Origin of the sequence: Paenibacillus sp. MAHUQ-63, from assembly GCF_028765165.1 — a bacterium.
Classification (GTDB): Bacteria; Bacillota; Bacilli; order Paenibacillales; family NBRC-103111; genus Paenibacillus_E.
In genome coordinates, this window is record NZ_JARADB010000006.1 from 1 (window position 1) to 12,758 (window position 12,758).

Annotated in this window: 12 protein-coding genes, 8 tRNA genes and 1 rRNA gene; 19 read left to right on the plus strand and 2 right to left on the minus strand. The window is 52.0% G+C overall.

The window, feature by feature from the left end; translation table 11 throughout:
* The 9 genes from PUT07_RS27565 to PUT07_RS27605 all read left to right on the plus strand — a co-directional run.
* Positions 1 to 126 (plus strand): 23S ribosomal RNA (locus PUT07_RS27565); the annotation flags it as partial.
* A 75-nt stretch (positions 127 to 201) separates the two neighbouring features.
* Positions 202 to 293, plus strand: a tRNA-Ser gene (locus PUT07_RS27570).
* Positions 294 to 318: 25 nt separating this feature from the next.
* Positions 319 to 395 (plus strand) — tRNA-Met (locus tag PUT07_RS27575).
* Positions 396 to 406: 11 nt separating this feature from the next.
* Positions 407 to 482, plus strand: a tRNA-Val gene (locus tag PUT07_RS27580).
* A 12-nt stretch (positions 483 to 494) separates the two neighbouring features.
* Positions 495 to 570: transfer RNA gene (locus tag PUT07_RS27585), tRNA-Thr, on the plus strand.
* Between the two features lie 27 nt (positions 571 to 597).
* Positions 598 to 674: transfer RNA gene (locus PUT07_RS27590), tRNA-Asp, on the plus strand.
* Between the two features lie 45 nt (positions 675 to 719).
* A tRNA-Phe gene (locus PUT07_RS27595) sits at positions 720 to 792 on the plus strand.
* 46 nt (positions 793 to 838) lie between these two features.
* Positions 839 to 920: transfer RNA gene (locus PUT07_RS27600), tRNA-Tyr, on the plus strand.
* A 9-nt stretch (positions 921 to 929) separates the two neighbouring features.
* A tRNA-Lys gene (locus tag PUT07_RS27605) sits at positions 930 to 1,002 on the plus strand.
* Between the two features lie 184 nt (positions 1,003 to 1,186).
* Here PUT07_RS27605 and PUT07_RS27610 read toward each other — a convergent pair.
* Both PUT07_RS27610 and PUT07_RS27615 read right to left on the minus strand, forming a co-directional pair.
* Positions 1,187 to 1,489 (minus strand): MTH1187 family thiamine-binding protein, encoded by a 303-nt coding sequence (locus PUT07_RS27610; RefSeq protein ID WP_274472010.1) that lies wholly within the window; start codon positions 1,487 to 1,489, stop codon positions 1,187 to 1,189.
* Positions 1,490 to 1,832: 343 nt separating this feature from the next.
* On the minus strand, positions 1,833 to 2,429 hold the full coding sequence (locus PUT07_RS27615) for a gluconate 2-dehydrogenase subunit 3 family protein (RefSeq protein ID WP_274472011.1): 597 nt from the start codon (positions 2,427 to 2,429) through the stop codon (positions 1,833 to 1,835).
* Between the two features lie 355 nt (positions 2,430 to 2,784).
* On the opposite strand from PUT07_RS27615, the gene PUT07_RS27620 reads away from it, so the two are divergent.
* From PUT07_RS27620 to hisD, 10 genes are all read left to right on the plus strand, one after another.
* Positions 2,785 to 3,636: a C40 family peptidase gene (locus PUT07_RS27620; protein WP_274472012.1), complete on the plus strand. Its 852-nt coding sequence runs from the start codon at positions 2,785 to 2,787 to the stop codon at positions 3,634 to 3,636.
* 127 nt (positions 3,637 to 3,763) lie between these two features.
* Positions 3,764 to 4,879 carry a PucR family transcriptional regulator gene (locus PUT07_RS27625; protein ID WP_274472013.1) on the plus strand — a complete coding sequence of 372 codons (1,116 nt, stop codon included), beginning with the start codon at positions 3,764 to 3,766 and terminating at the stop codon, positions 4,877 to 4,879.
* Positions 4,880 to 4,992: 113 nt separating this feature from the next.
* The gene (locus PUT07_RS27630; RefSeq protein WP_274472014.1) at positions 4,993 to 6,114 is read left to right on the plus strand and encodes an ABC transporter ATP-binding protein; all 1,122 of its coding nucleotides are present in this window, start codon (positions 4,993 to 4,995) and stop codon (positions 6,112 to 6,114) included.
* Positions 6,115 to 6,278: 164 nt separating this feature from the next.
* Positions 6,279 to 7,220, plus strand: a complete 942-nt coding sequence (gene hprK, locus PUT07_RS27635) for an HPr(Ser) kinase/phosphatase (RefSeq protein ID WP_274472015.1) — start codon at positions 6,279 to 6,281, stop codon at positions 7,218 to 7,220.
* A gap of 40 nt (positions 7,221 to 7,260) precedes the next feature.
* On the plus strand, positions 7,261 to 8,241 hold the full coding sequence (gene lgt, locus PUT07_RS27640; RefSeq protein WP_274472016.1) for a prolipoprotein diacylglyceryl transferase: 981 nt from the start codon (positions 7,261 to 7,263) through the stop codon (positions 8,239 to 8,241).
* Positions 8,219 to 8,878 carry a pyrophosphatase PpaX gene (ppaX, locus tag PUT07_RS27645; protein ID WP_274472017.1) on the plus strand — a complete coding sequence of 220 codons (660 nt, stop codon included), beginning with the start codon at positions 8,219 to 8,221 and terminating at the stop codon, positions 8,876 to 8,878. Before lgt ends, ppaX begins: the two co-directional genes overlap by 23 nt.
* Positions 8,875 to 9,369 (plus strand): acyltransferase, encoded by a 495-nt coding sequence (locus tag PUT07_RS27650; RefSeq protein WP_274472018.1) that lies wholly within the window; start codon positions 8,875 to 8,877, stop codon positions 9,367 to 9,369. The genes ppaX and PUT07_RS27650 overlap by 4 nt, the downstream gene beginning before the upstream one ends.
* Before the next feature lie 213 nt (positions 9,370 to 9,582).
* Positions 9,583 to 10,794: an ATP phosphoribosyltransferase regulatory subunit gene (locus PUT07_RS27655; RefSeq protein WP_274472019.1), complete on the plus strand. Its 1,212-nt coding sequence runs from the start codon at positions 9,583 to 9,585 to the stop codon at positions 10,792 to 10,794.
* Positions 10,795 to 10,816: 22 nt separating this feature from the next.
* Positions 10,817 to 11,455: an ATP phosphoribosyltransferase gene (gene hisG / locus PUT07_RS27660; RefSeq protein WP_274472020.1), complete on the plus strand. Its 639-nt coding sequence runs from the start codon at positions 10,817 to 10,819 to the stop codon at positions 11,453 to 11,455.
* 18 nt (positions 11,456 to 11,473) lie between these two features.
* On the plus strand, positions 11,474 to 12,754 hold the full coding sequence (gene hisD / locus PUT07_RS27665; protein WP_274472021.1) for a histidinol dehydrogenase: 1,281 nt from the start codon (positions 11,474 to 11,476) through the stop codon (positions 12,752 to 12,754).
* The last annotated feature ends 4 nt before the right edge of the window (positions 12,755 to 12,758 follow it).

The window sequence follows — 12,758 nt, forward strand, 5'->3', positions numbered from 1 at the left end:
GCCCCCCTCAAGATGAGATTTCCCAACTAGTAAGACCCCTTGTAGACGACGAGGTTGATAGGTTCGAGGTGGAAGTGCAGCAATGCATGCAGCTGACGAATACTAATCGGTCGAGGGCTTATCCTAATATACCTAAGGTTCGACTTTACGTAAGTTTCGTATCTAGTTTTCAGGGAATAATATTTCCTGTATATATGTCTTGGAGAGATACCCAAGTGGCTATAAGGGGACCCTCTGCTAAGGGGTTAGACTGCGTAAGTGGTGCGAGGGTTCGAATCCCTCTCTCTCCGCCAGTTTCCAAACATATATATTCTGTATGGCGGCGTAGCTCAGCTGGCTAGAGCGTACGGTTCATACCCGTAAGGTCGGGGGTTCGAGCCCCTCCGCCGCTACCATATTTCAATCCGGAGGCTTAGCTCAGCTGGGAGAGCATCTGCCTTACAAGCAGAGGGTCGGCGGTTCGATCCCGTCAGCCTCCACCATCTTATGAATATGCCGTTGTAGCTCAACTGGTAGAGCAACTGACTTGTAATCAGTAGGTTGGGGGTTCAAGTCCTCTCGACGGCACCATTCACTGTAACGAATATGAATTGTCATGGAGCCGTGGTGTAGAGGCCTAACATGCCTGCCTGTCACGCAGGAGACCGCGGGTTCGAATCCCGTCGGCTCCGCCATTCATATTTTATCGTTATAGGGGACAAACTACTTTAAGTACATAAGGCTCGGTAGCTCAGTCGGTAGAGCAGAGGACTGAAAATCCTCGTGTCGGCGGTTCGATTCCGTCCCGAGCCATTGAGATGGTTGTGCTGCCACAACGCAGTACGGTTATCTCGCATATGGAGGCTTAGTGAAGTGGCTAAACACGGCAGACTGTAAATCTGCTCTCTCCGAGTTCGGTGGTTCGAATCCATCAGCCTCCATTTCCCTAAGAGCCATTAGCTCAGTTGGTAGAGCACCTGACTTTTAATCAGGGTGTCGTAGGTTCGAGTCCTACATGGCTCACTTTTATAAGTGAAAATCAGAAGGCCGTAAGGTCTTTTTTTTATGGGGCGACCGAGAGGTTGCCCCTTATATATTTCCGGTTTGTTGCCTATATCCGTCCATCCGTCAGAAGCGCAAGAGCCGCCGCCTGCCAATATTACAAAAAGCCTCCCAATCGGGAGGCTTTTGTCTTACCATTCGGTTGTTATTTCAGTTTCTCAGCGACCGATTGCATTTTCTGCGTCATAGAAGCAGCTTTATCGCGCCGGTCATCGATTTTGATCGAGGTGGAGACGCGCTCAGCACCGTTCTTGAAAGGCACTTCATGAACGGCCCGAATCACTTCCAGGATGCGATCCAGAGGGCCTTCCAGAATGGTCCCCATAGGGGTCATTTCAAAGATGATGTCCGTGTGCTTCTCCAGCTCTTTGTGCAGATCGGCGACATAACCGCTAAGGCTGGTGGTTGCTGTTCCGATGGGAATAATCGTGAATTCAGCTATGGCCATTATCGACCGCTCCTTTCATCATTTCAGCTACTTATCATTGTAGAGGAGTAGAGGAGCATAAACAAGTTGTCCATGAAGGCGTGTTTTACGTGCTGGTGAGCTCCATAATGTAATCGGACGCTCTGGCCGCGAGCGCCGACACCAAGGGGAACGAGTCCCCTCAACGAGCCGGGTATCTTCCCAGCCCTAACTTCTGCATGCTGAACTTAGCGCTAGCGTAATCCTTCTGGTGATCCCGCGGGGGACCGGCACCCAGCACTACGACATCAGGAATTTGCAAGCACGCCTCCCGCGGCACCTGCGCCAATAATCAAGATATCGGCTTCCTGCGCGTATCTCCTATTCACGGCTCCTTCACAGCCTCCCAAGGGTCGAGATGTCCCAGGTCCGCCCGAAAATAGCCGCGAGGATAGGCGGGCCCGCCGTATCCAATTTCGGACCATATCAGCGGATGCGAATAGTAGGCTTCTATGCTGAGCTGCAGTAGTTTTTGAAATAGTGCTTTCTGCGGGACGCCGTCCCATTTCTCCGTGTTGGGATATTCATTGCTGGCGATCTGCTGCATGATAAGCCGCTTGTTCGCCGAATCCAATTCGAAGAATGGCTTGCTGCTGTGAATCCATCCGGTTTCATCAATAGCTTCCAGACCATTGCGAACGAGTGTTCGAATCTCTGGGACGTTCTTCTCCCGGTTGCCCTCGCCTTGCCCCTTGGCTAGCACGTCGTCAATATGGGAGAGTACATAGCCGATAATATCCCCTCTGGAATCATCCATAAGGAGCGAGCACCAGGCGCGCAAAGTTTCCGCTTCAAGCGGTGTGATATAGCGATAGTGGTTTTCGCGTAATAATCGGGCGTTGACGATGGAGCGAGTGTGAGCGTCCCATTCATTTTGCTCATCCATAACATTATAAGACGGATAATGGCTTTGATTTGTCATCGTGAAATAAAACCTCCATATATGGCAGTAAGTCCAAACACGTTGAAGAAAGCGACCGGCAGCGGCATGATGACAGGCGACCCCATAAACCCTTTGTAAGACCTCCTGTGGGATGATTCGACCCTTGTACAATTATTTCCAATAATGCGCAATTTATGAGCCTGAGGTACTTTCATCCTCATAGCGATTGCATGGTAGAGATTCCATGGGAAGAACGTTTTGGCACCATTACCAATCCTGCGTGCGAGAGGAAACATTTTAGGAATGAAAGGCTTCTGGAAATCATGGTAATCTTGTACTAGATTTCATGGCAATTCCCATTTATACAAACAATTGCGCACTGGAGGAAATAATAATGATAAAGCATCTTGCTAAACGAACACTTGGAATTACAGCTGCCGTAACGATCGCGCTATCTGCGACTACAGCGGTGTCCGCCTACGCGGCGAATGACGATATGGATGCGGTGTCTCTTGCCAAGAAATTGGTCGGCATCGATTATTCCAGAAGCAACGAAACGCCGTCAGCCGGATTCGATTCCTCCGGTCTGATTTACTATGTTTATCAAACGTTGGACTATTCGGTGCCTAGAACGCTAGCCGAGCAGTTTAAGATGAACAAAAAGTCGATCAACGATATCTCCAAAGCGGAGCCGGGCGACATCCTGTTCTTTGGCAGCGGGAAGACGCCGTCTTATGCGGGGATTTATGTGGGGCAAGGGAAGATGGTCATGTCCTCCCAGAGCAGAGACGAAGTCGTCACACGCAACGTCAACGATTATAAGAAGAGCTTCATCGGCGGGAAAAGCATTCTATCCGCTACGGACCGCTTGAAGGCGGAGCTTATTCTTGCGGCTCAAAAATACTTAGGTGTTCCGTATGAGTTCGGTGCGAAATACGGACAAACCAAAACGATGGACTGCTCTTCATTCGTGAAAACGGTGTTCGCCCAATACGACATAACGCTGCCGCGGGTATCCCGTAATCAGGCGAAGGAAGGGAAATACGTAAGTAAAAGCAATTTGGAGGCCGGAGATTTAGTTTTCTTCACAACCCCGGATTCCGGCAAAAGCATCGGGCATGTCGGCATTTATGTAGGCAATGGGAATATGATTCATACGTACGGTGAAGGCGGCGTCAAATTCACCTCCATCAATAAAGAATGGTGGGCGGATCATTATGTGACGGCTCGCCGGATTTTGGACTGATTCAAGGTCAAACCCAAAGAACCCTTCTGCAGCTGAGGCGCGGGAGGGTTCTTTCCCATTCGGGAGCTTACATATGGTACAATAGAGAGATAGAGATAGAAGAAGTCAGGAGTAAGGAGAGAGGCAAATGGATTGGGAGCGAATCAAAGAGCGTTTGGAAGCGGTTTTACAGACACCTATGTACATCGGTTTGATAGCTGAAGCCGATTGGCTGCACTTGGCGGAAGAGCAGGCCGAAACTCCGATCAGCTTCGTCCGGAGCGTTGAGCGCGGCCGGGAGGTGCTGTTTTATTTATCCAAGGAGCACAAAGATATCAGAGTTCTGCAAGTTCCTGGAGCCAAACTCACCCCTTCCGAGCGCAAGCTCGTAGAAATGACGGTCGAATCCAAACAAACGCAGGAGAAGAAGCAGCGAGGAGCTTACCAGTCGGAAGACGAACGAAAAGCCTATCAATTACGAGAATGGCTGCTGCAGCAGATGGAGCTTGGCGCCACCTATGCGGAGCTGCCGGATGCGCTAGCTTCACAGTCCTCTCTGTATTCAACGAAAATTCCACTGCTTCTCTACGGGGATTATTCGCAAAATCAAAGCGTGACCTATACGGAGTTGAAGAAGCTGCTGGAGTCTTTCTTCGAATCGGAAATTACGCTTATTCCTTTGATGGAGAAAGAGTGGCTGATTCTGGCGCCGGAAGGACTGCTGGCAAGCGGCAGTGAAGAAAGAGAAGGCGACGAAGAAGAGAGCGTTGAGCAGATTCTGGATGCGCTAGGCTCTGGCTTATATGAAATGCTGGCGAATGAGTGGATCGGAGAATGCCATCTGGCCATCGATTATCCGGTGAAGCCGGCGAAAGCGCTGTTCGCTACGATTCTCAAATTGAGAGAGACGATCATGCTCGGCCGTTCCTTCCATGTAGGCAGCTTTATTCATCTTCGATGGGAACTCCGCCTGGAGAAACTGCTGCATTTGATAGACGAAGAAGAGAAAAACGAATTCCTGGAGCAGGTGCTCCGCGGCACCGATCATGCGCTGGATGCGGAGACGGTGACGACGCTTGAGCATTTCTTCTCTCTGGACTGCAATGTGAGCGAGACGGCGAAGAAGCTGTATATTCATAGGAATACGCTGTTGTACCGGTTGGACAAGTTCAAAAATGAGACCGGATTGGATGTCCGGACGTTTAATCATGCGGTTTTGGTGCGTCTTGCTACTCTATTGTACAAAGTAACGAAAAGAAAGTGATTTTTTTGTAGGTATTGTGCATAGTCAGTCCGGCCTTCGTGGGGTAAGATGAATGTAGTTAATAGTTGATGAACAAGTAGTGTACATCGATAAACCGTAGGGGGAATGAAACCATGGCAGGCGTACGTTTAAATCATATCGTTAAAAAATATTCCGGTGCAGAAGAATCCACAGTTAAGGATTTCCATCTTGAAATTGAAGATAAAGAGTTCGTCGTATTGGTTGGAGCATCCGGTTGCGGTAAATCCACAACGCTTCGTATGATCGCAGGACTAGAGGAAATTACTGAAGGTGAACTGTACATCGGAGATCGCCTTGTAAACGACGTTGCTCCTAAAGACCGCGATATCGCGATGGTATTCCAATCCTATGCTCTTTATCCGCATATGACTGTTTATCAAAACATGGCATTCGGTTTGAAACTTCGTAAATTCAAAAAAGCAGATATCGATGCTCGCGTTCGCGAAGCAGCGAAAATCTTGGATATCGTTCACTTGCTGGATCGTAAGCCGAAGGCTCTTTCCGGTGGTCAACGTCAACGTGTTGCCTTGGGCCGTGCGATCGTACGTGAGCCGCAAGTATTCTTGATGGATGAGCCGCTCTCCAACTTGGACGCGAAACTTCGTGTACAAATGCGCGCGGAAATCACGAAATTGACAAAACGTCTTGGTGTTACAACCATCTACGTAACGCATGACCAAATCGAAGCTATGACAATGGGCGATCGTATCGTTGTTATGGATAAAGGTATCATTCAACAGGCTGCTACACCTGAAGAAATCTACAACTACCCTGTGAACATGTTCGTTGCAGGCTTCATCGGTTCCCCGTCCATGAACTTCATGACAGGTAACTTGACGCAAGAAGGCGGCGGAATCTTCTTCAAAGCAGGTTCTGTTAACGTAGAAGTTCCAGCTGGTAAAGCACAAGTGCTGAAAGATAAAGGCTATGTAGGTAAAGAAGTGATTCTGGGTGTTCGTCCGGAAGACATTCACGAAGAGCCTGTATTCTTGGAAGCATCCCCGAACACTGTCTTCAACGTAAACGTTGAGTTGACAGAGAACTTGGGTCACGAAATGTACTTGTACCTGAACGGTATCGGTTCTAACACAGTCATCGCTCGTGTTGACGGACGTTCCGGCATCAAAGAAGGCACAAACGTGAAATTGGCTTTGGATATGAACAAAGTTCATTTCTTCGATAAAGAGTCCACATTGTCCATCTTGGTAAAATAAGTTGGATCAGAAAAGCCAGCCGATATCGGCTGGCTTTTTTTCTGTTTGGCAACGCGGCAGTTGATTTCAATATCGTATTCCTTTACGATGAAACTAATGGAAAGAAATGAAGACGAGCAGAAGGAACAGGTTGTGCTCAGGCAAAACGCAGAGGGGACAGGACAATGGCCAAAAAAGTGAAAGTTTCCGAATTGGTGGACCAGCTCCACATGGAGGTTCTTGCAGGCGAATCAGGACTTAAACGCGGTATAACGACCGGAGATCTGTACCGTCCGGGTCTGGAGATGGCGGGCTATTTCAATTACCATCCGCGGGAACGCATTCAGATGCTAGGAAAGACAGAAATCACCTTCATGGAAATGTTAACGACGGGGGTTCGCCGAAACCGCGTCGAGCAGCTGTGCGCTCCGGAAGAGACGCCTTGTATCATCGTAACGAGAGGGTTGGATGTTCCGGTCGAGCTGTTGGAGGAAGCGACGAAGCGCGATCTTCCGGTGCTTCGCAGCCAAATGTCGACGACGATCTTTGCAAGCAGACTGACGGGTTACCTCGAAAATAAATTGGCGCCAAGCACAACGATCCACGGTGTACTTGTCGATGTGTACGGCGTGGGCATGCTCATCACAGGCAGCAGCGGCATCGGGAAGAGCGAGACGGCGCTGGAGCTTGTCAAACGGGGCCACCGGCTGATCGCCGACGATGCGGTCGAGATTCGGCAAAACGGTGAAAAAGTGCTGACCGGCAACGCGCCGGAGCTGATCCGCCATCTGCTCGAAATTCGCGGTGTCGGCATCATCAACGTGATGACCTTGTTCGGTGCAGGAGCCATTCGCAATGTGAAGAAGATATCCGTTGTGGTGAAATTGGAAAACTGGCAGCAGGACAAGCAGTATGACCGTCTGGGATTGGACGAGGAATTGACACGAATCATCGATACGGATTTGCCGCTGGTCACCATTCCCGTACGCCCAGGTCGAAACTTAGCGGTGATCGTGGAAGTGGCCGCGATGAATTACCGGTTGAAGCGAATGGGCTATAACGCGGCGCTTCAATTCACGAATAAGCTGACGGAATCGCTGAATGAGGATTATGAGGACTTTGATTGATAGAAGCTGGACGCAGCTTACATTGTGAAGGAGTGAAACTATGCTAGAAAGCGTGGCGTTTTCCCTTGGACCGATTCATGTCCGGTGGTATGGCATTATTTTAGGTACAGCAGCATTGGTTGGATTGTTATTGGCCATTCAAGAAGGGAAACGATTCAAAATCGTTCCTGATTTTTTCATGGATTTATTGCTGATAGGCGTGCCTTCCGCGATTATTGGGGCAAGAATATATTATGTAGCCTTCCAATGGTCCGATTATAAGAACAACTTAGCGGAAATATTTATGATATGGCACGGCGGGATCGCCATTTACGGCGCGCTGATCGGGGCCATAATCGGGGTCTTCTTCTACGTCAGAGCCAAAGGCTACAACTTCCTGCGCATTGCGGACATTTGCGCTCCCGGCTTGATCGTGGGTCAAGCTATCGGACGCTGGGGTAACTTCATGAACCAGGAAGCGCACGGGGGCCCGGTGAGTGAGTCGTTTCTGCGCGACACGCTGCATTTGCCGAATTTCATCGTGAATCAGATGAATATTGAAGGTACTTTCTATCATCCGGCGTTTCTCTATGAATCGCTATGGAATATCGTTGGCCTGTGCGTACTCCTATGGCTTCGCCGCAGACCGTTCCTTCGGGCGGGAGAGCTGTTCTTCAGCTATTTCATCTGGTATTCCATCGGCCGTTTCTTTATCGAAGGCGTACGCACGGACAGCCTGGATTTCACAGGACCGACCTGGCTGGCATCGCTGCTCAACGCATTGTGGTCGCCGATGAAAGTCGTTTTTGAGCCGGGTGTCATGACCTATGGAGGAAATATAAGATTCTCGCAGCTGTTGGCGCTTCTGCTCGTGATTGGCATGGCGACTCTTATCATCGTCAGAAGGAAGAAAGGTTATGCGAACGTACGCTACGCAGATCCGATTGTTTCCTCGAAGCCGGCAAGCACGAAGAAAGAAGTTTCCGAACAAGAGATTGGACAGGATAAAGGAGCAGATTATGATTCAAACCGTACTGTTTGACTTGGATGGCACGATTGTCGATACGAATGAACTGATTGTACAGTCCTTTCTGCATAGCTTGGAAGGCGAAACGCCGGAGCCGGTCAGCCGGGAGCTGATCATTCCGAACATGGGCCGTCCGCTAGTGGAGCAAATGGAGTTTTTCTCCGGACGCAAAGAAGTTGAGGAGCTCATTAAGAAATATAGAACGTTTAATTTAGCCAAGCACGACGAGCTCGTGAAGGAGTTCCCGTATGTGCGGACCGTGATGGCGAAGCTGCACGAGAATGGCATCAAGATCGGCATCGTGACGAGCAAAATCAGACAAACGACGCTAATGGGTCTGAAGCTGTGCGGACTCGACCCGTATGTAAGCACGATTGTGACCGTCGAAGACGTCAAAGAGGCGAAACCGCATCCGGAAGGTATCCTGGCTGCGATGGCAACGCTCGGCGGTTCACCGGAGACGACGCTGATGGTCGGAGACAGCCATTATGATATCGAAGCCGCGAAGAATGCGGGAGTCGTATCGGTAGGCGTCACCTGGTCATGGAAAGGGCGCTCCTACCTGGAGCAGTACAACCCGGATCATCTGATTGACGATATGTTCGATCTGCTGCCGATCGTTGGGCTCGCTTCGGATGTGGAGGCTCGTTGAGACAAACGGACAAATACCCGGTCGATGGACCTAACGCCCTATGGCAGATCTATCATACCGTCAGCAAGTGGAAGGCGATCCGCAATTTCGTATTCATCCAGATTACGCGGTATTCGCCTTCCCTGCGGATGAAAAACTGGATATACCGGAACATCCTCGGCATGAAGGTCGGCGAGCATACCGCTTTTGCGCTGATGGTTATGGTGGACGTCTTTTTTCCCGAGAAAATACATATCGGCAATAATACGATTATTGGGTATAACACGACGATCCTGGCGCATGAATATTTGACGAAGGAATATCGGCTCGGCGATGTGCGAATCGGCTCCAATGTTATGATCGGTGCGAATACAACCATTCTGCCTGGGGTCACAATCGGCGACCATGCCGTTATCGGCGCGGGCTCCGTCGTTCATAAGGACGTGGCGCCGCACACCTTCGTAGCGGGCAATCCGCTGCAGACGATACGTCAGTCCCCCAATGAGAATTGAGAGAGTTGTGCGCGTGCGAGCGTGCAGCTCTTTTTCTATGCCATTCGAGAAGGCAGCGAATCTTGGGAATACCGGGAACTGGCAATTGACGCTTCTTAAGGTTACATGTTAAAATAGCCGTACATTCTTTATTTTGGTAGTATGGTAGCACGTTAACGTACTAAAGTAACAAACGGAAAACAGGATGAAATTCCTAGATGTTGGGGTGAGACGGTGTCAAAGCCAAAAGTATTTGAAAAGCCGCTAGGGGTCAAGGATTACTTGCCCGAGGCGGTAACGAAACTGCGCAATATAGAATACCGCGTGCTGGCCTGTATGGAGCGCTGGGGTTACAACCAGATTCTGACGCCTACGCTTGAATATTACGATACGGTGGGAGTGGCGAGCTCCACGGAAGATAAGAAGCTGTTCAAATTGCTGGACCGCAAAGGGCAGACCTTGGTATTGCGTTCCGAATTGACGGCTCCGATTGCTCGTGTAGCGTCCTCCTTATTGAAGGAGCATTCCTTCCCATTGCGTCTTTCTTATCATTCGAATGTATTTCGGGCAATCGAGGAGGAGGCGGGCCGGGATTCCGAGTTTTTCCAGACCGGCGTGGAGCTGATCGGCGACGCTTCGTCCGAAGCGGATGCTGAAGTCGTAGCACTGGCGATCGCTTCGCTGCAAGCCGCAGGCGTCGGCACATTCAAGATTGCCCTCGGTCATGTCGGCTTCTTGAACGGATTGTTCCAGGAAACCCTGGAAGGGCGCAGCGATGCACAGCTGAGCTTGAAGGAGCATTTGCTCGGACGCGATTATGTCGGGTACCGCGAAGCGATCAAATCGCTGGCCCTTACGCCGGAAGTGGAGCGTGAGCTCATCGGTGTCTTGAGGCTGAGAGGCGGAGACGAAATCTGCGCGCAAGCGCGGATGGTAACCCAGCATCCGATCGCACAGGATGCGATCCGACATCTTTGCGAAGTGTGGGATGTGCTGAAGGCCTACGGAGTCAGCGAGCATGTCGTCATCGATTTGACGATGATCGGCGATTTCTCCTACTACACCGGCATGACGTTCGAAGGCTATGCAGCCGACCTCGGTTTCCCGGTCTGCAGCGGCGGACGGTATGACAATCTGCTGAGCCAATTCGGGCGGCCTGCGCCGGCAACGGGCTTCGCGCTGAAGACGAACCGGATTCTTGAGGTAACGGGCGGAGAGGCAGTTCCTTCGCCTAAGCGGGTGCTGATCGGTTACGATGCCGAGCACCGGGAAGAGGCGCTTCGGTTAGCGAAGGCGAAGCGGAGCAGTGATGAAGCGGCTGTGGTCATTACGCAGCTTGTAGGCGATCAGGCAGCATGGAGACAAGCTATGGTGACGAAGCCGGACGGTTCGATTGAGGTGCAAGGCACATTGTATCAGGAAGTTATGACATTGATAGCGAAGTAAGCTCGGAAGGTAGGTTGGAACGGTGGAAGATATTCTTAAAGTAGCGATGCCGAAAGGGCGTATTTATAAACAGGCGGCGAAGCTTTTTCATAAGGCGGGACTGCCCATTCCGGAGGACCTGGAAGAAGGCCGCCGGCTCATTATTCCCGTACCGGAAGCCAGAATGGAGTTTATCCTGGCCAAGCCGGTCGATGTGCCCACATACGTCGAATACGGCGTGGCGGACATCGGGGTTGTCGGCAAGGACGTGTTGATGGAAGAGAACCGCAACGTTTACGAGCTGTTGGACTTGGGCATTGCACGCTGCCGCATGTCGGTCATTGGCTTGCCGGATTGGAAGCAAGTGATCAATCCGCGAGTGGCGACGAAGTATCCGAACGTCGCTTCGCAATATTTCCGCGAGCAGGGGCAGCAGGTCGAGGTCATTAAGCTGAACGGCTCCATCGAGCTGGCGCCGCTGATCGGCCTTGCCGACCGGATCGTGGATATGGTCGAGACGGGCCAGACGCTCAAGGAGAACGGACTCGTTGAGCAAGAAGAAATTTTTCAGATTACGAGCCGCCTGATCGCGAATCGGGTCAGTTACCGAATGAAGAACGATTCCATTCAGCGGTTATGCGATATGCTGCAGGCGGTGCTTCCTGCGCTAACGAAGGTCTAGATAGAGAGGAAGATAGCTATGCGGATACTACCCGCCTCCGAATTTGAATTGAAACGCGAGGTCGAATACGGTTCGCCCGAGCAGAACGAAACCGTCCGCCGCATCATCGATGAGGTGCGGCAGGACGGCGATGCCGCGCTGCGGCGCATGGCGCGGGAGTTCGACCGCGTCGAGGTCGCCGAGCTTCGCGTCAGCGACGAGGAGATCCAGGCGGCGTACACGCAGGTCGACGCCGGGTTCCTGACGGCGCTGCGGCAAGCCGCCGCCAATATTCGTGCGTTCCATGAGAAGCAGAAACGCACGTCGTGGATGGACCTGCAGCCGGACGGCAGCCTGCTGGGCCAAATCATCCGGCCGCTGAAGCGGGTCGGCTTGTATGTGCCCGGAGGGAAGGCGGCATACCCGTCCTCCGTGTTGATGAACGCCATCCCCGCGATCGTAGCGGGGGTGCCGGAGATCGCGATGGTGACGCCTCCGGCCACCGCCGGGGAAGAGGGCATCAACCCGCATATCCTCGTGGCGGCAGCCGAAGCGGGTGTGAAGGAGATTTACCGCGCAGGCGGAGCGCAGGCGGTAGCCGCCCTCGCCTACGGCACGGAATCGATCCAGCCGGTCGACAAGATCGTCGGCCCGGGTAACATCTACGTCGCGCTGGCGAAGCGCTTCGTGTTCGGTGTCGTCGATATCGACATGATCGCCGGACCGACGGACATCGTCGTGCTGGCGGATGAGCACGCCGATCCGGAATATGTGGCCGCCGATTTGCTGGCGCAGGCCGAGCACGACGAGATGTCACCGGCAATTCTGGTGACCCCGTCGCAGGAGCTCGCCGAGTCGGTGCGGCTGGAGCTGTGGCGGCAGCTGGACGTGCTGCCGAAGAAAGCGATCGCTGCGGTATCGACAGCAACCAGAGGCGCGATCCTCCTCGTAGACAGCTTGGACGAAGGCGTTGACGTCGTCAACCGCTTGGCGCCGGAGCACTGCGAGCTGCTCGTGCAAGAGCCGTTCAATCTGCTGCCGCGTATTGAGAACGCCGGCGCGATTTTCCTCGGCGCTTACAGCACGGAGCCTGTCGGCGATTATTTCGCCGGCCCTAACCACGTGCTGCCGACGAACGGCACGGCCCGGTTCTCATCGCCGCTGAATGTGGACGATTTCCTGAAGAAATCAAGCGTCATTCATTATAGCAAGGAAGCGCTCCTCGCGAACGGCGACATGATTATGACGCTGGCCCGCAACGAAGGGCTGGAAGGCCATGCGAGAGCGGTGGAAGTACGACTGAAGAAGGAAGGGAAATGAACCT

Bases quoted from the DNA above. Each gene is read 5' to 3' on its own strand.
- PUT07_RS27610 (WP_274472010.1), bottom strand. From the start codon at position 1,489: ATGGCCATAGCTGAATTCACGATTATTCCCATCGGAACAGCAACCACC.
- PUT07_RS27615 (WP_274472011.1), bottom strand. From the start codon at position 2,429: ATGACAAATCAAAGCCATTATCCGTCTTATAATGTTATGGATGAGCAA.
- PUT07_RS27620 (WP_274472012.1), top strand. From the start codon at position 2,785: ATGATAAAGCATCTTGCTAAACGAACACTTGGAATTACAGCTGCCGTA.
- PUT07_RS27625 (WP_274472013.1), top strand. From the start codon at position 3,764: ATGGATTGGGAGCGAATCAAAGAGCGTTTGGAAGCGGTTTTACAGACA.
- PUT07_RS27630 (WP_274472014.1), top strand. From the start codon at position 4,993: ATGGCAGGCGTACGTTTAAATCATATCGTTAAAAAATATTCCGGTGCA.
- hprK (WP_274472015.1), top strand. From the start codon at position 6,279: ATGGCCAAAAAAGTGAAAGTTTCCGAATTGGTGGACCAGCTCCACATG.
- lgt (WP_274472016.1), top strand. From the start codon at position 7,261: ATGCTAGAAAGCGTGGCGTTTTCCCTTGGACCGATTCATGTCCGGTGG.
- ppaX (WP_274472017.1), top strand. From the start codon at position 8,219: ATGATTCAAACCGTACTGTTTGACTTGGATGGCACGATTGTCGATACG.
- hisD (WP_274472021.1), top strand. From the start codon at position 11,474: ATGCGGATACTACCCGCCTCCGAATTTGAATTGAAACGCGAGGTCGAA.